The sequence below is a fragment of the Corynebacterium sp. MSK158 genome (assembly GCF_030229085.1).
Lineage (GTDB): Bacteria > Actinomycetota > Actinomycetes > Mycobacteriales > Mycobacteriaceae > Corynebacterium.
The window spans coordinates 1-26406 of the sequence record NZ_JASPHJ010000020.1 but is presented as its reverse complement, the minus strand read 5'-3'; the positions used below and the strand labels follow the sequence as shown (position 1 = coordinate 26406).

22 protein-coding genes and 1 pseudogene are annotated in these 26406 nt (G+C 58.9%); 10 read left to right on the top strand and 13 right to left on the bottom strand.

The window, feature by feature from the left end; translation table 11 throughout:
• The coding region (locus tag QP915_RS11275; RefSeq protein ID WP_284769395.1) for a hypothetical protein at positions 1-284 on the bottom strand (284 nt) is incomplete at its 3' end.
• 390 nt (positions 285-674) lie between these two features.
• The gene (locus tag QP915_RS11270) at positions 675-953 is read right to left on the bottom strand and encodes a hypothetical protein (RefSeq protein ID WP_005391230.1); all 279 of its coding nucleotides are present in this window, start codon (positions 951-953) and stop codon (positions 675-677) included.
• A 108-nt stretch (positions 954-1061) separates the two neighbouring features.
• Here QP915_RS11270 and QP915_RS11265 point away from each other — a divergent pair.
• Positions 1062-1479 (top strand): annotated as a pseudogene (locus tag QP915_RS11265) (transposase family protein); the annotation flags it as partial.
• A gap of 353 nt (positions 1480-1832) precedes the next feature.
• The gene (locus QP915_RS11260) at positions 1833-2096 is read left to right on the top strand and encodes a hypothetical protein (protein ID WP_011117479.1); all 264 of its coding nucleotides are present in this window, start codon (positions 1833-1835) and stop codon (positions 2094-2096) included.
• Positions 2097-2957: 861 nt separating this feature from the next.
• Here QP915_RS11260 and QP915_RS11255 read toward each other — a convergent pair.
• From QP915_RS11255 to QP915_RS11225, 7 genes are all read right to left on the bottom strand, one after another.
• The gene (locus QP915_RS11255) at positions 2958-3551 is read right to left on the bottom strand and encodes a recombinase family protein (protein WP_011117489.1); all 594 of its coding nucleotides are present in this window, start codon (positions 3549-3551) and stop codon (positions 2958-2960) included.
• Entirely contained in the window at positions 3551-3805 is a 255-nt protein-coding gene (locus tag QP915_RS11250) for a hypothetical protein (RefSeq protein ID WP_034659529.1), read from the bottom strand. The genes QP915_RS11255 and QP915_RS11250 overlap by 1 nt, the downstream gene beginning before the upstream one ends.
• 210 nt (positions 3806-4015) lie before the next feature.
• A complete protein-coding gene (locus QP915_RS11245) occupies positions 4016-4990 on the bottom strand; it encodes an SMI1/KNR4 family protein (protein ID WP_284769394.1) in 975 nt (324 codons plus the stop codon).
• A gap of 1503 nt (positions 4991-6493) precedes the next feature.
• Positions 6494-6868, bottom strand: coding sequence for a hypothetical protein (locus QP915_RS11240; protein ID WP_284769393.1), 375 nt, complete (start codon positions 6866-6868; stop codon positions 6494-6496).
• Positions 6869-6924: 56 nt separating this feature from the next.
• Complete coding sequence (locus tag QP915_RS11235) at positions 6925-7674, bottom strand: succinate dehydrogenase/fumarate reductase iron-sulfur subunit (RefSeq protein ID WP_005323073.1); 750 nt, start codon at positions 7672-7674, stop codon at positions 6925-6927.
• Positions 7674-9689: a fumarate reductase/succinate dehydrogenase flavoprotein subunit gene (locus QP915_RS11230; RefSeq protein WP_284769392.1), complete on the bottom strand. Its 2016-nt coding sequence runs from the start codon at positions 9687-9689 to the stop codon at positions 7674-7676. The genes QP915_RS11235 and QP915_RS11230 overlap by 1 nt, the downstream gene beginning before the upstream one ends.
• Positions 9690-9704: 15 nt before the next feature.
• Entirely contained in the window at positions 9705-10460 is a 756-nt protein-coding gene (locus tag QP915_RS11225; RefSeq protein ID WP_239278512.1) for a succinate dehydrogenase cytochrome b subunit, read from the bottom strand.
• A gap of 369 nt (positions 10461-10829) precedes the next feature.
• On the opposite strand from QP915_RS11225, the gene ramB reads away from it, so the two are divergent.
• Entirely contained in the window at positions 10830-12239 is a 1410-nt protein-coding gene (gene ramB / locus QP915_RS11220) for an acetate metabolism transcriptional regulator RamB (RefSeq protein ID WP_284769391.1), read from the top strand.
• Between the two features lie 307 nt (positions 12240-12546).
• Here the strand turns inward: ramB and lpdA are convergent, their stop codons facing one another.
• Entirely contained in the window at positions 12547-13959 is a 1413-nt protein-coding gene (gene lpdA / locus QP915_RS11215) for a dihydrolipoyl dehydrogenase (protein WP_005327177.1), read from the bottom strand.
• A 673-nt stretch (positions 13960-14632) separates the two neighbouring features.
• Between lpdA and QP915_RS11210 the strand changes: the two genes are divergently transcribed.
• The 6 genes from QP915_RS11210 to rfbA all read left to right on the top strand — a co-directional run bounded on the left by QP915_RS11210 (position 14633) and on the right by rfbA (position 21970).
• Positions 14633-15712: an alpha/beta hydrolase gene (locus QP915_RS11210; protein WP_284769390.1), complete on the top strand. Its 1080-nt coding sequence runs from the start codon at positions 14633-14635 to the stop codon at positions 15710-15712.
• 45 nt (positions 15713-15757) lie between these two features.
• Complete coding sequence (locus QP915_RS11205; protein ID WP_284769389.1) at positions 15758-17083, top strand: M1 family metallopeptidase; 1326 nt, start codon at positions 15758-15760, stop codon at positions 17081-17083.
• A 141-nt stretch (positions 17084-17224) separates the two neighbouring features.
• The gene (locus tag QP915_RS11200) at positions 17225-18703 is read left to right on the top strand and encodes an HNH endonuclease signature motif containing protein (RefSeq protein WP_284769388.1); all 1479 of its coding nucleotides are present in this window, start codon (positions 17225-17227) and stop codon (positions 18701-18703) included.
• Positions 18704-18758: 55 nt separating this feature from the next.
• Complete coding sequence (gene rfbB, locus QP915_RS11195) at positions 18759-19763, top strand: dTDP-glucose 4,6-dehydratase (RefSeq protein ID WP_284769387.1); 1005 nt, start codon at positions 18759-18761, stop codon at positions 19761-19763.
• A 2-nt stretch (positions 19764-19765) separates the two neighbouring features.
• Positions 19766-21121 (top strand): dTDP-4-dehydrorhamnose reductase, encoded by a 1356-nt coding sequence (rfbD, locus tag QP915_RS11190; protein ID WP_284769386.1) that lies wholly within the window; start codon positions 19766-19768, stop codon positions 21119-21121.
• Positions 21122-21970 (top strand): glucose-1-phosphate thymidylyltransferase RfbA, encoded by an 849-nt coding sequence (gene rfbA, locus QP915_RS11185; RefSeq protein ID WP_005323086.1) that lies wholly within the window; start codon positions 21122-21124, stop codon positions 21968-21970.
• A gap of 3 nt (positions 21971-21973) precedes the next feature.
• Here the strand turns inward: rfbA and QP915_RS11180 are convergent, their stop codons facing one another.
• The 3 genes from QP915_RS11180 to QP915_RS11170 are packed head-to-tail and all read right to left on the bottom strand — an operon-like array spanning position 21974 to position 24541.
• Positions 21974-22588, bottom strand: a complete 615-nt coding sequence (locus QP915_RS11180; RefSeq protein ID WP_005323087.1) for an MBL fold metallo-hydrolase — start codon at positions 22586-22588, stop codon at positions 21974-21976.
• Positions 22588-23673 (bottom strand): S-(hydroxymethyl)mycothiol dehydrogenase, encoded by a 1086-nt coding sequence (locus QP915_RS11175; RefSeq protein ID WP_200435940.1) that lies wholly within the window; start codon positions 23671-23673, stop codon positions 22588-22590. Before QP915_RS11175 ends, QP915_RS11180 begins: the two co-directional genes overlap by 1 nt.
• 52 nt (positions 23674-23725) lie before the next feature.
• Positions 23726-24541 carry a GDSL-type esterase/lipase family protein gene (locus tag QP915_RS11170; protein WP_284769385.1) on the bottom strand — a complete coding sequence of 272 codons (816 nt, stop codon included), beginning with the start codon at positions 24539-24541 and terminating at the stop codon, positions 23726-23728.
• A gap of 151 nt (positions 24542-24692) precedes the next feature.
• Between QP915_RS11170 and QP915_RS11165 the strand changes: the two genes are divergently transcribed.
• Positions 24693-26315 carry an AMP-binding protein gene (locus QP915_RS11165; RefSeq protein ID WP_284769384.1) on the top strand — a complete coding sequence of 541 codons (1623 nt, stop codon included), beginning with the start codon at positions 24693-24695 and terminating at the stop codon, positions 26313-26315.
• Positions 26316-26406: the final 91 nt, after the last annotated feature.

Here is a 26406-nt window from a genome sequence, read left to right as displayed (position 1 = left end):
TCAAGGTCGTCTTTCCAGCGTCTACATGGGCAAGAATTCCAATATTGATTATTTTCATGTGATTGTCCTCCCTTTACTGCCCCGAAGGGCATAAAAATCCCCAGCAGTAAAATACTTTTACCACTGGGGATGATAATTTGCGGACATACACATATACAGCATACACCTGTTTGTGAGTGCTGTTTTTGGGGATATGTCAAAATTGATAAGGCAAAAGTATTCTTAAATTGGGTACAAAAAACTAAGCCCCTACAAAAGGGACTATCATAATCCTTTGTTCCCACTATTTGATTATAGTTTTATTTAAGAATACCTTGCCGCATATTTTTTACTCCTTTTCTGGAATTGAATTATTATATCACATCAGTTTTAGGAAAACAAGTATCTAAAAGAAATTTTTCTTCCCCTTATATGTAACAATCATACCGGCTTCCTAACGTTCAGAATGGTTTCTACTGTCTGCTGCGGTGTTTGGTTGGAATTGTCCAGCCAAAAGCCGATCCGTGGTGTTGTCTGCATTTTACTAAATACAAATTCAATGTATACAGAAAGAAATATATAAGGAGTGGGAGGGATTCCGCCGTAGTCGGCATTGTAGGAAAATCCAAAAGTTTAGATTTTCTCAAAATGCTTATCTTTTGGTCTTTGGTTCGGAATAGTGTAGTGCTGGCGGTCTATCTATTGTTTTCGGTTGCTTGCTTCTTTACCGTACATGAGCATTCAGTGTTGGGGATAAACACGACTGCCGCAGCATCCGGCATGACCAACTCACTATCGGAAAGCGTGGCACCGGGTGCAAGGGTGACAGTCGGCAACGCCAGCACATCGCGTGCAGAAAGCATGCTTGCACGCCGACGTTTACGAGTCCTGCCGGGGTCGGGGTTGGTGTTGTAATCGGCCCAATCCTTCTCTGGTGGCTTGGGGATCAGCGGGGGAATATCGTGTGGGGACATGGGTGCGGACCTCCTTCGGGTTCTGGCCCACAACCAGCCTGCCACCTAGGGCCTTGGCTTTGTAGGAAAAAGGTATCTAATCCATCCGTACAAAACTAAGGACCTACTGTGCAGCCTAACGGAAATGTCATCGTCGATACCATCTGCCGCACCGCAAAACTAGGAACTACTATCACCGGTGCCACAGAAAACGGTGACGTCACTGTTATTGAAGCCGAACCCGTCGAGCCGATCAATGAATGCCCTACCTGCGGGCAGCCTGGAGTATTCCGCGACCACGTCATCCGCAGCCTGGTCGATCTGCCCATCGTCGGCCACCCAACAACTTCATGTGCGCCTTCCACGCTACCGGTGCACCAACAAGCGTTGCTTGCAGAAGATCTTCCGTGCTGGCCTTGCCTGCGCGCCCGACAATTCAAAGACCACGGACCAGGTGACCCACTGGATCCTGCAACGACTCTGCCTAAATCGGATGAGCGTTGCCGCTGCACCCAAGTCATTAGGCCTGGGGTGGGATATGAAGTGTCCCAGGTTTTGTTCCGTTTGATGAAACCCGTTTTTGAAACAACGTACGGAGCACAACGCACGCCGATGCCAAAGCTTCCGCAACATCGACTACCTCATCAAACCCACGACAGTGGGATTCACACCCTCAATCCCCACGCGTGCAATCTTCGCACCTCAAAGATTGAAAAATGAAAGAAACCGGAGGTAACATACCCTTTCGAGTTTGTTACTTCCGGTGGTGCAGTTTGTTCAACTGCTCATCAGGATCTTACGGGGGATAACACTAACACACCCTGACTCTTGGAAAACGCAGCACACAGACCGTGCACACCCTCACCGATAAAATGGGCACCAGTCCCGAAAGGAGAAGGAATGTACACGACCATCACCCTCGCCGCACTCGCAGTACTTTTCGTCTTAATCATCCAGACCATCCGCCGCGAACGGCCAGAAGACCGTATGTATTACGCCGCGCTTGGAGGCAGCATAAGCGCAGCAATGATCCTTGTCCCCTCCTTCCTTTTCACCCAGGCCGGTCTCTCGCGAGAACTGGCCGCACTGCTCATCTCCTTCGGCCTACTAGCCTTGTGGATTACCATTTTCGGACTCCGCCTAAACGCAAGAACTAGCAGGTAAACCTGCATAACACAGAACATATGCTTTAGCATATGGCGGAACATACGCTATAACATATGCCTAAACATATGTTCCGCCATATGGCAGGACTCGCGGGCGCACGAATACGCAGATTCCCGCCCGCAGTAGAGAAAAGGAGGGCTACGGGCTCAGTGTGGGAGTATTGCGAAACCTTCGCGCGCCCATTAGCCTAAAAAGTGACAGCACAGTTCATCCCTGAATTGCGGCTGCACAATAAAAAGGGCCCCAACGAGTGCCAGCTCGTTGAGACCCTCGGGCCTAAAGACCCACGTGAAGCATCGCGGTAACGAGCTTCACGATTACGGTCACAAGAACTATGACCTTGGTAGCCACATCTAGCCAGTCAAGCTTGGTGGCATCAAGGTCTTTTCTTTTGCGACCGGGTGTATCCAATGAGTGTTTACCCATTGTCTACCTCCCTTTACGTCGTAGGGTTGTCCGCTCGCCTGAAAAAGGCGCGCGGGACAGCCCACGTCACGCGCGGGCCTTACCGCGCACCGACGAGGAAGTCACGCCCACGCCCCACCACAGGTGGCGGGGCATGATTGTGAACCGGCACTAACGTTAGCAGCCACCCCTGACGAGACCTAGAAGCATGATTTCACCCCTGCCTTTATAAAAGCCGCCCATGAGGGGAAACCCGTACAGTGCTACTTGCAGCTGCACTCAACACCGCTAATTTCTCTGCCTGTCACCCTATCTAGACGCACGAAAATGCTGGCAGTGCTACATAACTGCCGACATATGCTTTAGCATATGCCTAAACATATGTCCCGCCATATGGCAAGACATATGACGGGGCTCATGGGCGCGCTGATCTACCATCACGGCTGCACTACCCTAGGTGTTTTTCAATGCTCGATACACCGTAGGACGGGTTACCCCAAATTCCCGCGCTAGTGCTGCCTTTGACTCCCCTGCCAATATGCGCCGTTTAATCTCCGCTACTTGCTGCGGGCTAAGAGCGGGTTTGCGGCCTTTGTACTTTCCGGCCTTTTTCGCCAACGCAATCCCCTCCGCCTGGCGCTCGCGGATAATGGCCCGCTCAAACTCCGCGAAGCTACCGAGAATTCCGAGCATTAAATCCGCGCGCGGATCGGACGTGTCTTTCGCAAACGCGAGATTCTCATGCAGGAAAGTAACAGTCACACCCTTGCCGGTAAGTTCATCAACAATACCGCGCAGATCTGTCAGCGATCGGGCGAGACGGTCAATCGACGACACGACAAGTTCGTCACCGTCTCGCACGTACGCCATACACTCGACAAGTCCAGGGCGGGCAGTCTTGGTGCGGCCGGAAATCCTATCTTCAAAAAACCGGTCAATCCTGCCGGAAGCATTGAGTAGTTCTTTCTGGCGCTGATTATTCTGCTCCACCGTGGAGACACGGATATAGCCCACCCGCTGCCCATGCGAACCAGAGTCATTGACCATTAGTCTTCGCTCCGCGAAGGTTTAAAGGCGGCATTCTCTTGTTCTATGACTGCATCACGATACGACTCGATTGCATCCGAGAGGGCATAAAGCTGAACACCGTCGAGGCCATCAGCGTCAGCAAGCAAGGATTGTACAATCCTGCCCAACGCCTGCTGCCCCGACGAGAGTCCACCATGCAGATCTTTCACCCGCGCCAACGCGGGTACAGAGTCAATATGACTTTCAATATGGAAACCGTCAGACGATAACATCACACTCACCACTTTCTGTAAACATAAGGCTTAGACCCCGCTAGACACGTGTAAAACAATGCTAGGAACGGCCCTATTTTACAGGAAACATTCTGCCGCACACCGGCGTAACAATAGGGTGTACCCCATTGTTTGGTAATGGTGTCCTCTACTTTGGGCGATTGCTTTTAAGTGCTGGGCGCAGAGACAACAATTCTGGAAAAGCTAATTTTAGTTCTTTCCTTGGCAAAGCTGATCGAAGACGCTACCGACGTAATCCTCGTCGAGAATGAAACCGTTGTCGGTTTGTTTGAGAACTCCTTCTTTGACTCTTCGATCCCACCACATGATTAAGGACGCGAGCGTGTAGCCGAGTTCGTATTTCTGACCAGGAACTATGAATGAGTTCTTCATGAGTTCTGGGAAGGTTAGTATTTGTCCTTCTCGGCCTCCGTCGGCAAATGTTTTAGGATCGTGTTGGGGCTCAATATGCTGAACAATCCAGTACACAACGTCGTAAAAGGTTCGACTTTCAGGGCTATTCTCGTTGATTATTGGATTTAAATCTTTGGTGATGAGCTCTGTGGCCTGCTTTAAAAGCTTTTCGATTCCTGGTGTTGGAGTGGCAGATATCGCCTTTCGGAGAGGTTCAGAAAATGAGTCATATCGAACACCATTGATTCCAATGTTATCCGACTCTGCATCTTCAACCGTTTCTTCTTGGTCTGGGTAGGGGCCTAGCTTAGACAAGAACGCGTCAACTGATTCTGCAACGGGCATGAAAAATCCATCAGGATCGGTATCCACGTACAATACGGCGCCTTCTGGGAAATCTGGCAAGCCGTAGTTAATGACAAAGCATTGATGCATTCCGTCTTCGCTAGCAGCCAAGAGAAGGACTTCTTCGGGAATCTCCCACTCATCCATAAGGAAGGTTGCGTAGTCAATCAAATCAACATGAGCGCCATTGCTTGCTGAGCCGTTGCCGAAGATGTCTTCAACAACGACCTCCAAGGTGTCCCCATCAGGCAGGGAAATACCTGTAAGGAAGCACTTTTTTAGGTTGAGGATGCCGCCTCCAGTTTCTGAAAGCAGCGTCTTGTAATCATCAGGTAGCTTTTTGCCAAGCTTGCTTTCAAATTCAAGGATGCGTTGACTGTCTGCTGGCTGTGCAGTGTACTCAAAAAGGTTGGCGTAGTTTTTCATGATTGTCCTTTACGATTCGAGGGGTGTACTCTATCGGGCAATTTGAGTTAGATGAGCTTTGTACCCCTGCCCATCCACATAGAGAGCCTGGCCGTCTCTCAGTAGAAGCAGGTTCCATTCTTTGCCGTAATCTTCCACCGTTTTTCTGATGGTACTGATGGAATGTGGGCCAGTTGTTTCTTAGATTGAGAATTCTGGAGCGTAACCATGTTGGAAGGAATTAATCGGCATACAGGCCAACGATCCCGGGGGAGATATCTCCACGAAGGATTCCTTCAATGTCAATCTGTTCCATCGCTTTTGCTAGTTTCTTACCGTCAGGTTCTCGTGGCTGGTCGGGGTGACTTTTTAGTCGTTTACCTTCTTTTATGCATGCCAAAACGTATAGTGCGGTTCCTAGTCCTTTTCTTTGAATGAGGCTGTCGTCTCCAGTTATGTGTTTGACGCTTATGCTGAGCGTGGGGCCCGGACCGCGTTCATTTCCTTTTTCACCCCAAGCGATATAAGCCCACTTAAGGTATTTTTATCTGCGGCTCAGTGCAAGCCATTATCTGCTGATCTCCGAAACTGGATTCGGAGGAGTATTCAAAATAGATATCTTCTTCACCCTCTCGCCGTAGGATGTAGCTATGAATTTCTCTTACTGGGGAAGTCATGGCTCAAGTATGCCCAAACTTCAATTGATTATATGGCGGAAATAGATCGGGATCGCCAGCGTATACCCCGGCATGACTCTTGAATCGAGACGCACGGACCGCCCGCGGCACTCGCTCGCGTTTGGGTTGCTACGATCCACTGCGACTGAGGGTGTACATGGTCGGCGTCACCCCGCACGGACGGCCGCCCCAAACTGTACTAACGCGTTGGTTCAGCTGGAGTCAGCATGAACTACAGAGAGAGTGTGAGTTCGTGGAGAGCATGACATCGAAGCGGCGATAGTCGCTTCTTGCGACGGTGAGTGCGAGTCTACTGTTGATCCCTCTGGACAACTCAATCCTGTACACGGCACTACCCACGCACTCGAGTGAGCTAGCGACTTCGGGAGCGCAGTCGTTGCGAACCATCAACGCGTAACCGGTGGGCAGGGCCGGCCTGCCGCTGGGCGCAAGCACACAGGGTAATCGGATCGGGCATCACAGCTTGTTCTTGATCGGGCTGGTCGTCTTCGGGCTGAACTCATTAGGAGCTGCGTTCTCTCCGACCGATGGGCTGTTGATCGCGGCGCAGGCGCCTTGGCGGTGGGGCAGCCTCGATGATGCCCACCACACTGACACTGATCCGCCTTCGTTCAACTACGAACGCGGGGAGCACCTCTCGATCGCGATCTGGGGGGGCGTTGAAGCAACGGTAAGGAGGGAGGCGTCGGCAAGCGCAGCTTAAAGCAACGCTATGTTGGCGCCTTCTTGGGCCTTTGGCTCAAGATATGCAACAACCCCCGCCTCCCTGCATGGCGTGCATGCTGTGAGGAGTGGGGGTTGTTGGTGCTTGGCTTAAAAGCGAATACTAGTTAACGCGGCCGGTTTCCTTGCGGTACTTGCGGTAGTAGCGGCGGCCGTAGTGGACGGTGCCTACTGCGGCGATGGCCACAATGACTAGGGCGATGATGCCGATGATCATGGTCAGGGTGTAGTCACCCTCGCCTGCGGTGCCCAGCGGGGTATCCCACACGCCAAGGCCCCAAATGATGATGCCGGCAGCCGGGAGGCAAGACAGGATCAGACCCATGCCCACCCAGGTGGAGGTGCGCAGGAGGGAAGAGTGAGGAGCACCGAAGGATACTGGATCGTAGCCCTCAATGTAGGTGTCCTGAATCTTGCCGGAGAACTCCGGGTAGGTCTCGCTGGTGTAGTCAGCGACTGCGTGGGTGTTATCGCTCATGGCGGAGTCTTTCTGTCTTTCTCTCGTTCCTAGTATTCCTACGGAATAACCTTAGCTTAGTCGTCCTTGCCACGGAAAGCAGCACGTGCACGTTCGCGGGTAACCGCAGAAACTGCGGTCAGCGGAACGCCGGCCGGGCAGACGTCGGCGCACTCACCGTAGAGGGAGCAGTGGCCGAAGTTGGCTTCCAGGTCGTCGACCATGTTGCGGGCACGGCGGCCACGCTCTTCCTTGCCCAGAGGCATGAGGGAGAGGTGCACCAGCTTCGCACCGGTAAACAGGTGAGCCGCACCGTTCGGGCAGGCAGCAACGCAGGCACCGCAGCCAATGCAGGCAGCGTGGTCCAGCGAGTACTCGGCGGTCTCGTGGTTGAGGTGCATGGTATCCGCATCCGGAGCGGTACCCGCATCCATGGAGACGTAGCCGCCCTGCTCCATTACGTGATCCAGTGCCGCGCGGTCCACGACCATGTCCTTGATGACCGGGTAGGCAGCGGAACGGAATGGCTCCAGCTTGACAGTCTGGCCATCGGTGAAGTTGAACAGGCGCTGCTGGCAAGCAGGGGTGTTCTGGCCTGGGCCGTGCGGGCGGCCATTGACGGTCAAACCACAGGTACCGCAGATGCCCTCACGGCAGTCGGAAGCGAAGGCGAAGGGCTCTTCGCCGCGCTCAATGTAGCCCTCGTTGACGTGGTCCAGCAGCTCCAGGATGGACATCTGCTCAGAGGCGTCATCCACCTGGACGGTCTCGAAGTGGCCTTCTTGGGTCGGTCCGGCTTGACGCCAGATCTCAAGTGTCAGTTTCATTACTTGTAGTTCCTTGTCATCAGCGGGATCGAATCAAAGTACAGCGGCTCGGCGTGGCGAATGAACTCGCCCTTATTAGCACCCGGCTCCCATGCGGAAACGAAGCACCAGTTCTCATCGTCGCGTTCTGCCTCGCCGTCCTCGGTCAGGTGGTCCTCACGGAAGTGAGCGCCACAGGACTCATCGCGGTCCAAAGCGTCAACACACATGAGCTCGCCCAAGTCCAGGTAGTCGGCAACGCGCAGGCCGTATTCCAGGACCTGGTTCATGTCATTGGCCTCGCCCGGGATGCGGACATTAGCCCAGAAGTCCTCGCGCAGCTCGCGGATCTTGGTGATGGCGGCCTTGAGGTCTTCGACGTTACGGGACACACCGCAGCCGTGGTAGAGGATATCGCCCAGCTGGCGGTGATAGTAGGACGGACCGTGCGGGTTCTCACCACGCACGCCCATGAGGCGGTCGATGCGCTCCTGGGACTGTGCCAGGGTTGCCTGTGCCTCTGGGGAATCCTCGGCCAGCTTCTCCTCGTTGAGGTGGTCAGCCAAGTAATTCGGGATGGTAAACGGCAGGGTGAACCAGCCATCGACGGAAGCCGAAAGCAGGGAGTTAGCGCCCAGGCGGTTAGCACCGTGGTAGGTCCAGGAGCACTCACCGGCGGCAAAGAGGCCGTCGATGGAGGTCATCTCGTTGAAGTCGGTCCACAGGCCACCCATGGTGAAGTGGCAGGTCGGGGCGATGCGCATCGGGGTCTCATAGGCGGACTCACCGATAGCCTCTTCGTACATCTCGATGAGGTTGGAGTAACGCTCGCGGATCTTGTCCTTGCCCAGGCGCTCGATGGCGTCGCGGAAGTCCAGGTACACCGAGTTGTGCAGCGGGCCAACGCCCAGGCCGGCGTTGATCTGCTGGGAGATGGCACGGGAAGCAACGTCACGCGGAACCAGGTTGCCGAATGCCGGGTAGCGGCGCTCCAAGAAGTAGTCGCGCTCTTCTTCCGGAATGGTATTCGGGTCGCGGTCGTCGCCCTCCTTCTTCGGAGACCAAATGCGGCCGTCGTTACGCAGGGACTCCGACATCAGGATGGTCTTGGACTGCCAATCGGAGTTGACCGGCAGGCCCGTCGGGTGGAACTGCACGAAGGCCGGGGAAGCCAGGTAAGCACCGCTATCGTACGCGCGCATCATAGCGCTGGCATTGGAGTTCTTTGCCAGGGTGGACATGTGGTAGACGTTGCCGTAGCCGCCGGTACCCAGCACAACTGCGTGGCCGGTGAAGGCCTTGAGCTCACCGGTAATCAGGTTGCGGGTAACGATGCCGCCAGCGCGCTTCTTACCGTTGTCGTTGTAGACGATGATGTCCTGCAGGTCGTTGTGAGCGAAAAGCTCCACGTTGCCCAGGCCAATCTGGCGGTAGAGCGCCGAGGTGGTGGACAGCTGCAGCTGCTGACCTGTTTGGCCACGGGTGTAGTAGGTACGGGAGACCTGCACGCCACCGAAGGAACGGGTAGCCAGGGTGCCGCCGTACTCGCGAGCGAATGGGGCGCCGATGGCGTTCATGTGGTCAATGACGCGAACGGACTCGTTTGCCAGGCGCCAGCAGTCGGACTCGCGGCAGCGGTAGTCGCCGCCCTTAACGGTGTCCTTGGTGTGGCGGTAGGCGGAGTCGTTGTCCACCTTCTTGGCACGGGAGGCGTTGACGCCACCCTGCGCGGCAATGGAGTGCGCGCGGCGCGGGGAATCGTGGTAGGTGAATACCTTTACCTTGTAGCCCAGCTCGCCCAGTGCGGCCGCAGCGGAACCGGCGGACAGGCCGGTACCAACCACGAGAACCTCAAACTTGCGGCGATTCAGCGGGGAAACCAGCTGCATGTGGTCCTTTTGGTGGGACCACATATCCTTCATCGGCACGCCGTGCGGCTCGTGGGATTCCAGAATGTTGCCGGCAGATACGCCCGGAACGATGGACTGTGGGTGCGAGAACTTAGGGTGCTCGCGCTTGAGTTCAGTATTAGTCATGGGTTTCTAACTCCTTTAGCTGACCAAGCCCAGGGCAACGGACAAAGGCATAACGATGTTGCCGATGCAGACAACGGCCGGGATGACGTACGCCAGGATCAGGAAGGTCTGACGCCACTTCGCACCGGTGATACCCAGGTCAGAGGCGGCAAGGCGAATGCCGTGGGTGAGGTGCAGGAACAGGAAGCACATAGCGATCACGTACACGATGGTGACCGGCCAGCGGCTGAAGGTGGCGATCATGTTGGCCTTCACCGCGCCCTCTGCAAAGTCGCCGGGGGCGAAAGGCTGCACGCCCAGGGTCAGGTCCAGCAGGTGGAAGATGATGAACAGCAGCAAGACGATGCCGGTGACCAGCATGGACTTGGTAGCGAAGGAATCAAGGCCGCCCATCAGGTTGCTGCGGCGGAACTTGCCGCGGGACGCCTTAGAGCGTGCGGTCAGGGCAAATGCACCATAGATGTGGGCGAGGATGGCAACCAGCAGGACGGCGCGGATAATCCACAATGCACCCTCGTGCGGGAACAACGGCTCGCCCATGGAGCGCAGGAATGCGCCGTATTCATCCAGTGCCTCTTCGCCGCCGTGCGCCGGCAAGTACAACTTCAGGTTGCCGGCCATGTGGCCAACAACGAAAAGGGCAAAAAGCAGGCCAGTGACGGCCATGATGAGCTTCAGAACCCAGGAGGGCACTCCCGGCTTCTGGCGGATTGGTTCGTTAGTAATGTGGCCGTGAGCTACTGCCTCACGGTCCGGATTTCTTAAAGTCATGACACCTCCATTGTCGCCCTCACTTTAACTGGGCTTAACCGCTGGTTACTAGTCAATTCCTGCGGCGTTTCATCTAACGGTACGGCGGTACGGTTAAAGTCAGAACTCTTTTAGGTAAGGGTTGCCTTAAAAGCTTCCGGACAAAACGTCACTACCTTGGCGGCTCGCAATTCCGCAATATTGACGTTGCGTAATTCCCTCCGCAGTTGTGAACTTGGTCACCCGGTGTTACTAGAGTGACCGCCTTACCCCTTTATGTGTCAAACTTTCGCATGAAACCCACATGCAGCCCACAGGCGGGTGAACATTCTTCGCAAGATCTTTGCAATTAGGGTGCACACCCGCAGGCCAGCCAGTAACCTTGCCGGCATGAGTAAGACGTATGTGGGATCCCGCCTTCGCCAGCTTCGCCGTGAGCGCGATCTCAGTCAGGCTTCCCTTGCCGCGACGCTGGGGCTCTCCGCCAGCTACGTCAATCAGATCGAACACGACGTCCGTCCGCTCACCGTCCCGGTGCTCCTGCGCATCACGGAGGTCTTCGGCGTCGATGCCACCTTCTTCTCCCGTGACGATGACTCCCGCCTTCTTGCCGAGATTCAGGATGTCATCCAAGACAAAGAGCTCTGCCCCTCCCCCGTCGAGCTGCAAGAGCTCTCCGAGCTGGTCTATAACCACCCCACCGTGGCTCGCACGCTGGTAGACGTCCACCGCCGCTACCGCAATGTGCGCGATAAGCTCTCGCTGGCCACCGATGCCCGCCGCACCACCGAGGCCACCCAGGCCCTATCCATGCCGCACGACGAGGTGCGCGACTTCTTCTACGCTCGCCAGAACTACTTGGACAACCTGGACCACCATGCAGAGCAGCTTGCCGACGCCCTCTCGGTCACCCACTTCGGCATTCGCGACACCGAACACGCCCTGGCCCAGCGCCTGCGCGATCGCCACAACGTAGATATCCACATCACTTCCCAGATGGATGGCACGCTACACAGCTTTGACCGCGAAACCGGCGAGTTCCGGCTCGCGTCGCGCCTGAGCGAAGGCCAGCGCGCCTTCCGTATGGCCGCGGAGCTGAGCTTCCTCGAGGCCGGGGACGATATCGCTTCCCTAGTAGAGGAGGAGCCGTTCACCTCGGATGCTTCTCGCAACCTCGCGCAGCGCGGCTTGGCCAGCTACTTCGCCGCCGCCACCGTGATGCCCTATGAACTGATGCATTCCGAGGCCGAGCGCTCCGGCTACGACGTGGAATACCTCTGCCAGGTCTTCGGCGTGGGCTATGAATCCGTGGCCTCCCGCCTGTCCACCCTGCAGCGCGATAACCTCCGCGGCATTCCTTTTACTTTTGTTCGCGTCGACCGCGCCGGCAATATGTCCAAGCGCCAATCCGCCACCGGCGTGCACTTTTCCAATAATGGCGGCACCTGCCCGCTGTGGAATGTCTACGAGACCTTCACCCAGCCCGGCATTATCTCCCGCCAGCTGGCCCAGATGCCCGATGGCCGTAACTACCTGTGGATTTCGCGCGCCGTCCAGCACCACCAGGGGCGCTTTGGCGATACCGATAAGCTCTTCGCCATCGGGCTAGGCTGCGAAGCCCGCCACGCCGACCGCACCGTCTACGCCGAGGGCCTCGATCTCACCGATCTCACCACCGCCACCCCCATCGGCTCCGGCTGCCGCACGTGCCCGCGCGAGAACTGCGCGCAACGCGCCTTCCCACCGATCAACGAGGTCATCAACGTCGATGCCCACCGCTCCGCCGTTGCGCCCTACTAGCGCCTTAGGCACCAACTGACCTACTCGAAAGCTACTCGAAAGAGCTCGTTTCGAGTAAATAACGTTATGACCTGCCGGCTTAGCAGTACTCGAAAGCTACTCGAAAATTTTTCGAGTAGCAGCGAGGGGTGCGCGCGTTATGCGTACATATAGCAACGGCACCGCGGTGTCCTGACCCCTGCCCAGTGCGGGCGGGGGAGGATCAGCGGTGCCGATACTATTGCCGTTGTGGTGTGCCGAGGCCATAGCCTCCCACCGCTACTGAGGCGGTGGTGGGAGAAAAGGCGACGTCGGCAAGCATCCCTGCTTAGAGGTTAATCATGTGGCCGCCGATGCCCTCGGCAGCTTCCTTCATGGCCTCAGAGAGAGTCGGGTGGGTGTGAACATTGCGGCCGATTTCCTCAGCGGTGAGGTCGAAGCGCTGCGCCAGGGTCAGCTCCGGCAGCAGCTCGGAAACGTTGGAGCCCACCATGTGGCCGCCGATGAGCTCGCCGTACTCGCCGTCCGCGATGAGCTTGACAAAGCCGGCGGTCTCATTGAGGCCGGCAGCCTTGCCATTAGCGGAGAACGGGAAGGTAGCGACCTTAATGTCGCGGTCCGCGAACTTCTCCTTGGCAGCTTCTTCGGTGTAGCCGAAGGAAGCGACCTGCGGGTTACAGAAGGTAGCGCGCGGCATATTCATGTAGTCGCCCAAAAGCTGGGTCTCCACGCCGGCGATGGTCTCTGCAGCCACAACGCCCTGGGCCTCAGCAACGTGGGCGAGCTGCAGCTTCGCGGTGACGTCACCGATGGCGTAGATGTGGTCGACGTTGGTGCGCATGGTGTCATCGATGGCAATGGCGCCGCGCTCGGTGAGCTCAACGCCGGTATTCTCCAGGCCGAAACCCTCGGTGCGCGGGGCGAAGCCGATGGAGATCATGGCACGGTCCACGGTGAGGGTGTCCTGCTTGGAGCCGTCCTTGGACTCCACCTCAACGGTGACATTATCGCCGTTGTCCTTCACGGAGGTGGTCTTGTAGCCGGTCAGCAGCTTGACGCCGAGCTTCTTGTACTCCTTGGCAATGGCCTTGGAGACGTCCTTGTCCTCGTTCGGCAGGACGCGGTCCATGAACTCCACGATGGTGACGTCCACGCCATAGTTGGACAGAACATAAGCAAATTCCATGCCGATGGCGCCGGCGCCGACGATGACCATGGACTTCGGGGCCTCATCGTTGAGGATCTGCTCCTCGTAGGAGACGATGTTGCCGCCGAGCTCAACGCCCGGCAGGGACTTGACCACGGAACCGGTAGCGATGATGCAGTCATCGAAGGTGACGGTCTTGCCCTTGTCATCACCATCGGTGATTTCGATGGTCTTATCGTCCTTGAAGGAGCCAAGGCCGTTGATTTCGGTGATCTTGTTCTTCTTCATCAGGTAATGGACACCCTTGACGATGCCCGCGGAAACCTTGCGGGAACGCTTGTGGGCAACACCGAAGTCGAAGGAGACATCGCCGGAAATGCCGAAGTCCTTGGCCTCGTGGTTGAAGGTGTGGGCAACCTCAGCGTTCTTCAGCAGCGCCTTAGAAGGGATGCAGCCTACGTTGAGGCAGACACCGCCCCAGTACTGCTTCTCGATTACGGCAACTTTCTTACCAAGCTGAGCTGCACGGATGGCGGCCACGTAGCCGCCAGGGCCCGCGCCGAGTACTACTACGTCATAATGTTCATTAGTCACGCCCTTTAGGATACGTAACTTTCCCCTCCATGTCGCGCATTGGGCCACACTCTTATGCCCGAGTACCCCACGCTTCGGGGGGTAAAACGCACAAAGGCCCTGCACGGTGGCGTCGGCAAGCGCGCGACGTCCCCCACACAGGGCTATGGACTCGGTGTTTTAGAACAGGCCGAGAGCCAGTGCAGCGGCGGAGGACATGGAGGAGCCGGCGTGCAGGAACTGGCCCAGAACTTCGTTGATGGCCACGAGGATGGAATCGAAAACGTTCATTTTGCTTCTTTCTGTGTTTTTACTTGCCTAGAGCGAGGGATGGGCCCGCGATGGGGACCACATTATTCACACGTTTAGTACTAGCGGAGATTGTAGCGCCACCGTTACATACGCGCCGCGTTCAGAATTATGACACACAAACAACCTGCGTCACAGGTTTTGCTACATTAGAAGGGCTATTAAGGCATAGAGTCTTGCTGACACTCCCGCTTTGCGTCCTATCGCCGCCGTGGTAAAAAATTTCACGGAGCTGAATCAGCGTACTGGTGCTACCATACGCATTGAGCCGAAAGCCGATGGCCTGTCTCCAGGTAAGAACTTCGTCAAAAGCAGGGGCCAAAGCTGGGCAACATGCAGCGACGAGGTATAAGAAATAAGTTAATTTCTACAGGAAAGAAGCACTATGAAGCGTCTTAGCTCCACCCTTGCCGCCACCGCCGTGTGTGCAGGCTTGGCCTGCGCCCCAATCGCGGGCGCCTCACAGCTAACCCCGCAACAGGTTGCGGACAACGCCGCCCAGTCCACCCTGGCCCCGCTGGAGGTCACCCCAGAGCTGGAGCAGCAGACCTGGTACCAGAAGTACAAGGACGATCCGCGCGTCGAAAAGCTGCAGGCCACCTCCCCTGCCATGAATGACCGCAAGATTCCGCTGGCCGTCATTCGCGCGAAGGATGAGAACCGCCCGACCATCTACCTGCTCAATGGCGCAGGTGGCGCGGAGCAGGACATGGACTGGCTGAAGCTTTCCGACGCCGTTGATTTCTACCACTCCAAGAACGTCAACGTGGTCGTCCCACAGGCCGGTGCTTTCTCCTACTACACCGACTGGGTATCCGAGCCGAACTCTAAGTACCTCAAGGGCCCGCAGAAGTGGGAAACCTTCCTCACCAAGGAATTGCCGGGCGCCATCGAGGGCCATATCAAGGCCGATAACCACCGCGCTGTCGCGGGCATGTCCATGTCCGCTACTTCCTCCCTGCTGATGGCGGAACACAACCAGGGCTTCTACGACGCCGTCGGTTCCTACGCCGGCTGCGCGGCTACCGCTTACCCGGTAGAGCACAAGGCCGTTGAGCTCACCGTCAACCGCGGTGGTGCGACCGCGGAGCAGATGTGGGGCCCGTTCGGCTCCCCCACCAACCGCTACAACGACGCGATGATGAACCACGAGAAGCTGCGCGGCACGGAGCTGTACATCTCTTCCGGTTCTGGGCTGGCAGGCAAGGAGGATACCTTCTCCTATAACGTGGCTAAGGGCTACAACCCTGCTACCGCTGCTGTGGGCTCCGCTCAGCTGCAGGTGGAAGGCGGCGCCATCGAGGCCGGTGTGAACTACTGCACCCACAACTTTAAGGCCAAGCTGGACCAGGCTGGCATCCCGGCGACCTACAACTTCCGCAATACCGGCACCCACTCCTGGCCGCACTGGATTGCGGACCTCAAGGATTCTTGGCCGGTCTTCGAGCGCGCTTTCAATAAATAAGCTCGTTTCTTTCCGCGGCTGAAAGGGCGGTAGGCTTGCAGCATTATGAAGTTGCTTCCTACCGCCCTTTCGCGTGCCCACACTGATCCTTATACCGGCGTGGATTTTAACCTCGGTTTCGAGGTTTCCCACTACACGCTGGATCTGACCTACCGCGTGGAGCCCAACCTGCTCCACGGCGAGGCTACTTTGGCCATCCGGGCCGACGAGGATTTAACGTCGCTGACCCTAGACCTAGGCGGGGCGATGGTGGCTCGGCGCGTGACCGCAAAGGGCGCGCCGCGGGTGGCTAAGTTCCGTCAGTCTTCCGGCAAGCTGCGCCTGCGTTTTGCTGAGGAGATTGCCGCTGGTACGGAATTTGAGCTGATTATTCGCTATGGCGGCAGCCCGCGGCCGATCCGCACCACCTGGGGCGAGATTGGCTGGGAAGAAACCGAATCCGGCTCGCTGGTGGCCAGCCAGCCCAACGGCGCGCCGAGTTGGTTCCCTTGTGACGATACGCCGTCTGAAAAGGCGCACTATGACATCATCATTACGGCCGATGCTCCCTTCATCGTGGTATCCAATGGTGACCTCGTCTCCCGACGGGCGGGCGGCTCCACCACGCGGTGGCACTACCGCACCCGCGAGCCCATGGCCACCTACCTGGCGACAGTCCAGGTAGGTGAGTTCTCTAATTTTGATTTGGGGCCTTCCACGCGCGCCTGGGCGCCGGCCGAGCTGCGCGAGCGCGTGCTCGATGAGTTTGCCCAGCAGCAGGAAATGGTGGACTTCTTCTCCTCCATTTACGGCCCTTACCCGTTTACGGATTACCAGGTGGTCATCACGGAAGATGAGCTGGAAATACCGCTGGAGGCGCAGGGCCTGTCCATCTTTGGCTCTAATCATATCAAGGGCGACCACGCCTTCGAGCGCCTTATTGCGCATGAGCTTTCGCACCAGTGGTTCGGCAATTCCGTGGGCCTGAGCGAGTGGAAGGATATCTGGCTCAACGAGGGTTTTGCCTGCTACAGCGAGTGGCTATGGGGCGAGCACAAGGGCGAGACCACCGCGCGCGAGGCGGCACGTTCCCACCACAACGTCCTGGGACGCAAGGCGCAGAACCTCACCGTTTCTGATCCGGGTGCGCGCGATATGTTCGATGACCGCGTGTATAAGCGCGGGGCCTTGACCGTGCATGCCATTCACCGCCTGCTTGGCGACGCCTTCTTTACCACCCTCCGCAGCTACCTCACCGAGCACCAGCATTCGGTGGTAGAGCCTTCCATGCTGCTGGATTCCTTCCGCGCCGCCGCTCCTGACGCCGCGCTTTTCGACGCCACCGTAGACACCTGGCTTAACCAGAAGGCCCTTCCTCCCTTCCCGAGTTAGTGGTTTTGGCCCCGTTTCGCGGAGTTTAGTCTGCGTTTGTTTGGGGAATGTCTAATCTATTGACCAAATCCTTCTTTCCTGTTGACGGGGTGTTTTATCTGGGTAATATAGAACATGTAAACGAAAAGGAAGGGAGGGATCATGCAGACCACCAAGCACGCGGAGATAGATTCCGCCATCGCACAGGTTGCCACTGGGCTCACCCAGCTGCGCAGCCTCATGCAAGATCCCTCCGATCTGTCTTTCGAGCTTCTTCATCCTCATTTCGAGCACTTGGAGCGGGCGCTAGGAAATAAGTCCACTATCGACGCCGCCTTCGCTTTCATCGCGGAGCGGGATGACGCCGGCCGCCGCGTTGGTTCCTCCAAGGCCAAGGACTACCTGACCACGCGCCTAGGTCTTACCGATGCCGAGGCCGCCGCCCGCCTCCGCAATGGACGCAACCTCTTCGCACCCATCCCCGATCCGGAGCCGGCTCCCCCTGCGGACCCCGATGCTGACGAGGCCGCACGCGCCCGAGCCGAGGAGGAATCCCGCCGCCGCGCTGACCGCGAGCGCCGCGAGGAGGAGAAGCGCCGCAAGAAACTCTTTGAGGAAGAGACTATCCCCGAGCGCATCCTCAACCTCATCGAAAATGAGTTGCGCAGCCTCAGCAAGTACGCCATCCCTGGCCCGAGCGAACTGCGCAATCAAGCTCTCGAGCAGGCCAAGCGTCGTTCCTTCGACTCTCTGCGCGAGTGGCTGCGCAAGGCCGTCCGCAAAGCGAATAGGCACGCCCTCAACCCAGCCGGCGAGCCCGATCCGCACGCCGCTACCCGCAAGCGCCGCTTTAGCATCTCCCGCCAAGATGCTGACGGCGGCGTGCACATCTCCGGCTATCTCGATGCCTCCGCAGCCGCCATCCTCGCCAGCGCCTTCGCACCCGCCAAGAATAAGGGCAGCGCGAACCTCAGCCCCGAGGACGATACCCGCACCTATGCCCAACGCATGGCGGACCAACTAACCGCCGCCCTGTCGAGCTACCTTTCCGCCACCCAAAAGAACTCCGACGGCCTCGGCTCCTTCTTCGTCGCCACCACCCTGGAGGAACTGGAGGCAATGGGCGGAGATACCCGTTTCGCCACCAGCACCGGCATCGAGCTCACTCCGCTCGATCTCCTCCGCCTCGGCGGCGCGCGGCACGATTTCTTCTGCGCCGTGGACGACAAGGGCTTCCCCCTCGAGCTTGGCCGCACCAAGCGCACCGCTTCCCTCTGGCAAAAGCTCGCCCTCGCAGCCTCCGAGCTCGTCTGCACGCACCCAGAGTGCCACCGCCCGTGGCAGGACTGCGACGTCCACCACCTCCAAGCCTGGTCCCACGGCGGTGCCACCGACCTCAAGAACCTCACTCTGTTATGCCGCCGGCACCACGTGGACAATAACGATTACCGCGATGGCCGCAACGGAATGGGACACGCCGAACGAGACCCCGCCACGGGCCGGGTAGGATACCGAGCCGCCCACCCCGACGGCCTATCGCCCACCGTGAAGGTCAACGAGCACCCCGCCGCGGAACAAGCCCCGGCCCGCAGGCTCACCGATCCGCCTTCGCCACCGCCGCCACCCCCGGGCGCGGCCTGACCGGGGCCCGCAGCCTGCCACAGCCGCGCGCCCGACTGCCCTACACTGGATAACCATGCAAACGATGCTCGTCACTGGCGGCGCCGGTTTTATCGGCGCCAATTTCGTGCGCCTAATATGCCAGGCGCGCCCCGATACCCGCGTTACGGTGCTCGATAAACTCACCTACGCCGGAAACCGCGCCAACCTCGCCGGCCTCGATATTGACCTCGTGGAAGGCGATATCGCCGATCCCGCCACCGTAGAACCGCTCGTCGCCGCTGCCGATGTAGTGGTTCATTTTGCCGCCGAGTCCCATAACGACAATTCTTTGCGCGACCCCTCGCCCTTCATCCACACGAACCTCGTAGGCACCTTCACCCTTCTGGAAGCCTGCCGCAAGCACGATACCCGCTTCCACCATGTCTCCACTGACGAGGTTTTCGGTGACCTCGAGATAGGGGCAGCGACCAAATTTAATGAGACCACCGCCTACGCTCCCTCCAGCCCGTATTCGGCAACCAAGGCGGGTTCTGACCACCTCGTGCGCGCATGGGTGCGCTCCTTCGGGCTGCGCGCCACCATCTCAAACTGCTCCAATAATTACGGGCCGTACCAGCACATTGAAAAGTTCATCCCCCGCCAGATCACCAATATCCTCTCCGGTCACACGCCAAAGCTCTATGGCACCGGCGAGCAGGTGCGCGATTGGATCCACGTCGATGACCACAACGAAGCGGTGCTCGCCATCCTCGAGCGGGGCCGCATCGGCGAGACCTACAATATCGGCGCGGACCAGGAAGATATTAATAATAAGCAGGTCATTGAGCTAATCTGCGAAATCATGGGCCCCACCCGCAATGGGTGCGCACTCTATGAGCACGTGGCAGACCGCCCCGGCCATGACCAGCGCTATGCCATGGACGCCACCAAGCTGCGCCGCGAACTGGGATGGACTCCACGGTTCACGGATATCCGCGCCGGTCTCGAAGACACTATCGCGTGGTACCGCGATAACGAAGACTGGTGGAAGCCCGAGAAAGAAGACGTGGAAGCCCGCTACAAGCAGCAAGGACAGTAAATATGCGTATTACCGAAACCGCCATCCCGGGGCTGCTCATCATCGACCTCGACGTGCACGGCGATAACCGCGGCTGGTTCAAGGAGAATTGGCAACGCGAGAAATTCACCGGACTCGCACCCGAGCTCGCGAGCTTCCAGCCGGTGCAGAACAATATCTCTTTCAACCACGCCGGTGCTACGCGCGGCCTGCACGCCGAGCCGTGGGACAAGCTCGTCTCGGTGGCACAGGGCAGGATTTTCGGCGCATGGTGCGACTTGCGCGAGGGGTCGGAAAGCTTTGGCAAGGTCGTCACCCACGAGGTGGGGCCGGAGACTGCGGTGTTTGTGCCGCGGGGCGTCGCCAATGGCTTTCAGGCGCTGGAGGAAACCTCCTACTGCTACCTGGTGAATGAGCACTGGTCGGCCGAAGCTCGCTACGCCGCGGTGAACCTCAACATCGTCGACTGGCCGCTGGAGCCCACCGAGATTTCAGAGAAAGACAAGCAGCACCCCGCTCTCACAAATGTGAGCCCAATGCCCGCCCGGCGCATTCTTGTCACGGGTGCGAACGGGCAGTTGGGGCGGGCGCTCAAACGCCTGCTTGCCGACGCCGAGTTTTGCACCCACGCCGACTTCGACATCACCGACCCACCAGAACGGAATTGGAAGCAGTACTCCGCCATCATCAATTGCGCGGCGTATAACGACGTCAACGGTGCCGAAAACGACCGCGCCGCCGCCTGGGCCGTCAATGCGGAAGCGCCCGCACGGCTGGCGCGCATCGCCGCGGAGAACCAACTCACGCTGGTGCATGTGTCGAGCGACTATATCTTCGACGGCACTAACGAGGTCCACACCGAGGAGGAACTGCCGTCGCCGCTGAGTGCGTACGGGGCGTCGAAAGCCGCGGGCGATACCGCCGCGCAGACCGCGCCGCAGCACTACGTCATCCGTACTTCCTGGGTCTTTGGTGATGGTGAGAACTTCATGTCCACCATGCGCCGGCTGGCCGCAAAGGGAGTGGAACCGAAGGTCATCCACGACCAGCGCGGGCGACCCACGTTTGCCGAGGACCTGGCCAAAGGCATCGTGCACCTGCTCAACTCCGGTGCGGACTACGGCGTGTATAACCTTTCCAACTCAGGCGATACCGTGGGCCGCGATGAGATTGCCATGGCCGTGTTCATCGGTCTCGGCCACGACCCGGCCGAGGTCACTCCGGTAAGCACCGAGCAGTACCGCGAGATCGCGGGCCCCGAGGCGCCGCGCCCCAAGGAGTCGACGCTTGCGCTAGATAAAATCGAGGCTACCGGCTTCAGGCCGCAGAATTGGCGCGCGGCCCTAGCCCTGTACTTGGCGCTGTACCCGGAGGATTAAATGAAAGGCATCATCCTGGCCGGCGGTTCCGGCACACGGCTCTACCCGATTACTAAGGGCATCTCGAAGCAGCTCATGCCCATTTATGACAAGCCGATGATTTATTACCCGCTAACCACGCTCATTCAAGCGGGCATTCGGGAAATCCTCATCATTACCACCCCGGAGGATGCGGGGGCCTTCCAGCGGCTCTTTGGCGATGGATCGCAGCTCGGGCTCATGATCGATTACGCAGTCCAACCGCGACCAGAGGGGCTCGCGCAGGCCTTTTTGATTGGCGAGGAGTTTATTGGAGACGACAGTGTCGCGCTGGTACTCGGCGATAATATCTTCCACGGCTTCGGCGGCGAGCTCGCCCACTGCCAGGATCCGGAGGGCGGCATCATCTTCGCCTACGAGGTCTCGGATCCGCAGCGCTATGGCGTCGTGGAGTTCGACGCCGCAGGCCATGCGCTGAGCATCGAGGAAAAGCCGGAAGTGCCGCGGTCGAACCACGCGGTGGTGGGCTTGTACTTCTATGACAACTCCGTGGTGGAGATAGCCAAGGGCATCGAGCCCAGCGGCCGCGGTGAACTGGAGATCACGGCCGTGAACGAGGAGTACCTGCGCCGCGGCGAGCTGAATGTCCAGCGCCTGCACCGCGGCAGCGTGTGGCTCGATACGGGAACGGTGGACTCGATGAGCGAGGCCTCCGCCTACGTCGAGGTGATGCAAAAACGCACCGGCATCGTTATCGGCTCACCAGAAGTGGCCGCCTTCGACGCCGGCTTCATCGACCGCGCCCAGCTAGAAAAACTCGCCGAGCCGTTGCTTAAGTCCGGCTACGGCGAGTACCTGCGGGCGTACTAGAGGCTAGTAGCCGCGCTCGATGTATTCGTCGATGCGCGCGGCCTCCGCACCCACCGTGGTGGCGTCGCCATGTCCTGGCAGGACCTTGGTGTCCTCCGGCAGGGTGAAGACGACGTTCTTCAGCGACTCGATGATCACATCGAAGTCGGAGTACTTGCGGCCGGTGGCACCAGGGCCACCGTTGAAGAGCGTATCGCCCGACAGCAGCGTCTCGCCCACATGCAGCACCACGCAGCCCGGCGAGTGGCCCGGGGTGTGGTAGACCGTAATCTTCTCGCCGCCAATATCGAACTGGCCGCGGTCCGCCAATGGCGTGTACGGAGCATCGCCATTGGACTCCTGCCACAGCATGTCATCGTCCGGGTGCAGGTAGACCTCGGTATCGAAGCGCTTTGCGGCCTCGGGGGCGAGCTCGCAGTGGTCATTGTGCGCGTGGGTGAGCAAGATGCCTTCCACGCGACGGTCGCCAACGAGCTCTGCTACCGCATCGAGGTCGTGGGAGGGGTCCACCACGTACACACTGGAGTCATCGCCCACGACGTAGACGTTATTGTCCACGTCCCACTCGCCGCCATCGAGGCGGAACTTGCCAGAAGTAACCGTGCTATCGATACGCATTAGAACTCCACCACCGAACGCAGAACCTTGCCGGACTTCATGGTGGTAAAGGCCTGCTCGACGTCGTCAAGCGCAATGCGCTCGGAGACGAACTTATCCAGCGGGAAGTTGCCGGCCTTAGACAGCGCCACATAAGCGGGGAAATCGCGCTCTGGGAGGCAATCGCCGTACCACGCGGGCTTGATGGAACCGCCGCGGCCGTAGAGGTCGATGGCCGGGATATCCACGTGGTCGGTGAGGTTCGGCACGCCCACCATGACCATGCGGCCGGCATGGTCGCGGGAGTAGAAGGCCTGGCGCCAAGTGGGCTGGATGCCCACGGCGTCGATAGAGACATCGGTGCCAAAGCCGCCGGTGAGCTCGCGGACGGCGTCAATAACCTCCTGCTCCGAAAGGTCCTTGGAGCAGATGGTGTCGGTCGCGCCGAACTCGCGGGCGGTCTCCAGCTTGGACTCGTCAATGTCCACGGCAATGATCTTTGCCGCGCTCGCCAGCTTGGCGCCCGCAATGGCAGCCATACCCACGCCGCCGCAGCCGAAGACGGCAACGGACTCGCCGAGCTGGATATCGCCGGTGTTCACGGCCGCGCCGAGGCCCGCCATGATGCCGCAGCCCAATAGGCCGGCGGCGGCTGGGTCGGTGTCTTCTACCTTGGTGCACTGGCCCTCGTGGACCAGGGTCTTCTCAGCGAAGGAACCGATGCCCAGCGCAGGGGTGAGCTCGGTGCCATCCTCGAGGGTCATCTTCTTGGAGGCGTTGTGGGTATTGAAGCAGTACTTTGGCTCGCCCTTCTTGCAGGCGCGGCACTCGCCGCACACGGCGCGCCAGTTCAAAATGACGAAGTCGCCTTCCTCCACGTGGGTAACCGCAGAACCTACGGTTTCCACCACGCCTGCGGCCTCGTGACCGAGCAGGAAGGGGAAGGCGTCTTCAATATCGCCATCACGGTAAGCAAGGTCGGTGTGGCACACACCGCAGGCCTGGACGCGCACGATGACGTCGTTAGGGCCGGGATCGGGAACGACAATGTTGACGGTTTCGACTTCCGCGCCCTTGGAGCGGGCAATAACAGCTTTTACAGTCATGCGCCCGAGCGTACCGATATTTTCAAAACCGGCGCATTATTGAAAACTCTTTTTAGGAGCGGGCGATGACGTTGGCCGTGTGCTCGTGGCCGCGCTGGTTCATGTGAATGGGCAGGTTGCCGTCGCCTGCGGTAAAGTCCACCAGACCAGCCCACATGCGCTGATTTGCATCGGCGCACATCCCGTTATTGCGGGTGGAAGGCTTCATATCCAAGAACTGCACGCCGGTGCGCGCAGCCAGGTCCACCTGCATCCACTGCGCCTTATTCTCAAAGTCCTGAATGCCCGGCAGGAAGGTGGAATCGGCTGGGCGCGGGCCGAAGTGGAATAGGCAGTAATAAGGGCCGGAACCGATGGTGGGGTATCCCACGATCTGCACGCGGGCGTTCGGGGCCGCGCGCTTAATGCGCTCGATCTGCGGGGCGGTGCGGTCCGCGAACTGCTTGCGAATCTGCGGCAGGTTCATATCGCGGTGGTTGTAGGTGTCATTAAAGCCGGTGGTGATGACCACGCGGTTAGTAGCCGGGCTCAGCGCGCCGGTACGGATGGCCGCATCCACCTGCTGGGAAACCTGCGGGCCGGGGGACATGGACACGGCACCGGAGCAGGAAAAGTCCCGCACCGGAAGGCGCAGCTTGGCGCCGGCGCGCTTGGCGTAGTTATTGGAGGTCGGGCAATCTACGCCCACACCTTTAGAGGGATCGTAGCGGTGGGCGAAGTAGGAGCCGGCATCCGGATCCGCCAAGACGGAATCGCCGAAGGCTACTAGATTGCGCTCCGCGGCGGTGGCCTGCGGCGCGACAGCCACGCCTACGACAGCCAGCGCGGACGCCACCACGGAGAGGACTTTGAGCTGCAGAGATTTCATGAGATCCTTTTCTAGAAACACCAGTAACTTCAGGTAACTGTAGTCACTTCTGTAACATATTTCGAGTTGGCGGCAACACCGCCCGCCTCTCTCACGATATCGTCCATGGTTATCTTTTCGTTATCTTCGCTAATTTGGAGCTTTCCCGATCGTGAATTTTTCTGATTTCACATTCCACGCTGCAGCCCTCGGCCGGTTCGTGCCGGCGCTTCTTAACGCCGGACTCGTCAGCCACCAAGGCGGCGCGAAGGCCCAGCTCAATCTGCTACCGAACCTGGCCCGCTACCGCTTCACCACCGCGCGCGAGATAGAACAGGGCTACCTCGCCTGCCCGGAGCGCTTGGCGCTTATCGACGACGACGGCACCCTCACCTACCGCCAGCTGCGCACCCACACGCAGGGCTTCGCCCGCTACCTCCGCTCGCTGGACCTGCCCGAGATTCGCCTCGGCGTCATGGCACGCAACGGCCGCGGCATCATCATTCCACTCGGCGCCAAGGGCTATGTGGGCGCTTCTATTTACCTGCTCAACGTGGGTTCTTCCCCGGAGCAGCTGGCCGGCTGCATCGAGGAAAATGGCATCAATGTGCTCGTGGTGGATGATGAGTTTATCGACCGCGTGGACACCGATATCCCGGTCATCATCGCGCACGACACGGGCGCAAGCGATCTGCCGAAGCTGGATAAAATTGTGAAGAACCCACCGGCCGTGGAGCTGCCGCGCTTCCCCAAGCACGGCCCAATCGTGCTCATGTCCTCCGGCACCACCGGAATTCCGAAGGGCATTGTGCGGCCGGAGCCGACCCTGCCCGTGGTACTGGCCTCCATCGTGGATACGATTCCGTGGCGCGCCGACCAGCGCCTGCAACTGACCGCGTCCATTTTTCACACCTGGGGTTGGGCCTGCATCAATATCGCGCTGGGCCTGCGCAATACCATCGTGACCCGCCGCGTATTCGACGCGGAGCAAGTGCTTGACGACGTCCAGCGCTACCGCCTCGATGGCATGATTTCCTCCCCCATCTTCTTTAAGCGCTTGGTGGAGCGGGACCCAGCCGGCGAGTTCGATACCTCGAGCCTGAAATTCATTGCCTCGGCCGGCAATGCGCTGACCCCGGAGGTGGTCAAGGAGACCAATGAGCGCTTCGGCGCCATCCTGTGCAACGTGTACGGATCCACCGAGCTCGCGCTCGCGACGACGGCCACCATGGATCAGGTGGCCGCCAACCCCACCATCGCCGGGCGCGTGGCCTCGGGCACGAAGCTGCGCATCCTCGATAAGGAGGGCCACCCGGTTCCGCGCGGCGAGGTGGGAGAGATCTACCTGACCAACTCCACCGCAATGACCGGCTATACCAACCCGAACTTGCGGCTCAATAAGGTGGACGGGCTCATTTCCATCGGCGATTTGGGCTACATTGACGAGCACGACTTCCTGCACGTGGTCGGCCGCGCCGATGACATGATCATCGTCGGCGGCGAAAACGTCCACCCGCAGTCCGTCACCGAAGTCCTCGAGGCCATGCCCGGCATCCACGAGGTCCACGCCGGTGGCGTAAAGGATAGCGAGACTTTCCAGCGCATCGCCGTGTGGGCGGTGCCTACTGCCGACGCCGCCGGAAAGGCCCTCACCGCCGACGCCATCCGCGACTGGGTCCGCACCAAGCTTGCCGATCACTCCGTTCCGCGCGACGTGCACTTCCTGGCCAAGCTCCCGCGCAACGCTACCGGCAAGGTGGTCCCGCGCCTCTTGACTAACCACGGCGAAGCTTAACGCGCTGCACCCACGGCCTAAACGACAGAATGTGTTGTTTTGCGGCGTGTCGGGCTAAACGACATTTTGTGTTGGTGGAGTTTAGCGTATG

Coding starts and splice junctions, on each gene's coding strand:
- QP915_RS11270 (WP_005391230.1), bottom strand. CDS start 953: ATGTCCCCACACGATATTCCCCCGCTGATCCCCAAGCCACCAGAGAAG.
- QP915_RS11260 (WP_011117479.1), top strand. CDS start 1,833: ATGTACACGACCATCACCCTCGCCGCACTCGCAGTACTTTTCGTCTTA.
- QP915_RS11255 (WP_011117489.1), bottom strand. CDS start 3,551: ATGGTCAATGACTCTGGTTCGCATGGGCAGCGGGTGGGCTATATCCGT.
- QP915_RS11250 (WP_034659529.1), bottom strand. CDS start 3,805: ATGTTATCGTCTGACGGTTTCCATATTGAAAGTCATATTGACTCTGTA.
- QP915_RS11245 (WP_284769394.1), bottom strand. CDS start 4,990: ATGAAAAACTACGCCAACCTTTTTGAGTACACTGCACAGCCAGCAGAC.
- QP915_RS11240 (WP_284769393.1), bottom strand. CDS start 6,868: ATGAGCGATAACACCCACGCAGTCGCTGACTACACCAGCGAGACCTAC.
- QP915_RS11235 (WP_005323073.1), bottom strand. CDS start 7,674: ATGAAACTGACACTTGAGATCTGGCGTCAAGCCGGACCGACCCAAGAA.
- QP915_RS11230 (WP_284769392.1), bottom strand. CDS start 9,689: ATGACTAATACTGAACTCAAGCGCGAGCACCCTAAGTTCTCGCACCCA.
- QP915_RS11225 (WP_239278512.1), bottom strand. CDS start 10,460: ATGACTTTAAGAAATCCGGACCGTGAGGCAGTAGCTCACGGCCACATT.
- ramB (WP_284769391.1), top strand. CDS start 10,830: ATGAGTAAGACGTATGTGGGATCCCGCCTTCGCCAGCTTCGCCGTGAG.
- QP915_RS11210 (WP_284769390.1), top strand. CDS start 14,633: ATGAAGCGTCTTAGCTCCACCCTTGCCGCCACCGCCGTGTGTGCAGGC.
- QP915_RS11205 (WP_284769389.1), top strand. CDS start 15,758: ATGAAGTTGCTTCCTACCGCCCTTTCGCGTGCCCACACTGATCCTTAT.
- QP915_RS11200 (WP_284769388.1), top strand. CDS start 17,225: ATGCAGACCACCAAGCACGCGGAGATAGATTCCGCCATCGCACAGGTT.
- rfbB (WP_284769387.1), top strand. CDS start 18,759: ATGCAAACGATGCTCGTCACTGGCGGCGCCGGTTTTATCGGCGCCAAT.
- rfbD (WP_284769386.1), top strand. CDS start 19,766: ATGCGTATTACCGAAACCGCCATCCCGGGGCTGCTCATCATCGACCTC.
- rfbA (WP_005323086.1), top strand. CDS start 21,122: ATGAAAGGCATCATCCTGGCCGGCGGTTCCGGCACACGGCTCTACCCG.
- QP915_RS11180 (WP_005323087.1), bottom strand. CDS start 22,588: ATGCGTATCGATAGCACGGTTACTTCTGGCAAGTTCCGCCTCGATGGC.
- QP915_RS11175 (WP_200435940.1), bottom strand. CDS start 23,673: ATGACTGTAAAAGCTGTTATTGCCCGCTCCAAGGGCGCGGAAGTCGAA.
- QP915_RS11170 (WP_284769385.1), bottom strand. CDS start 24,541: ATGAAATCTCTGCAGCTCAAAGTCCTCTCCGTGGTGGCGTCCGCGCTG.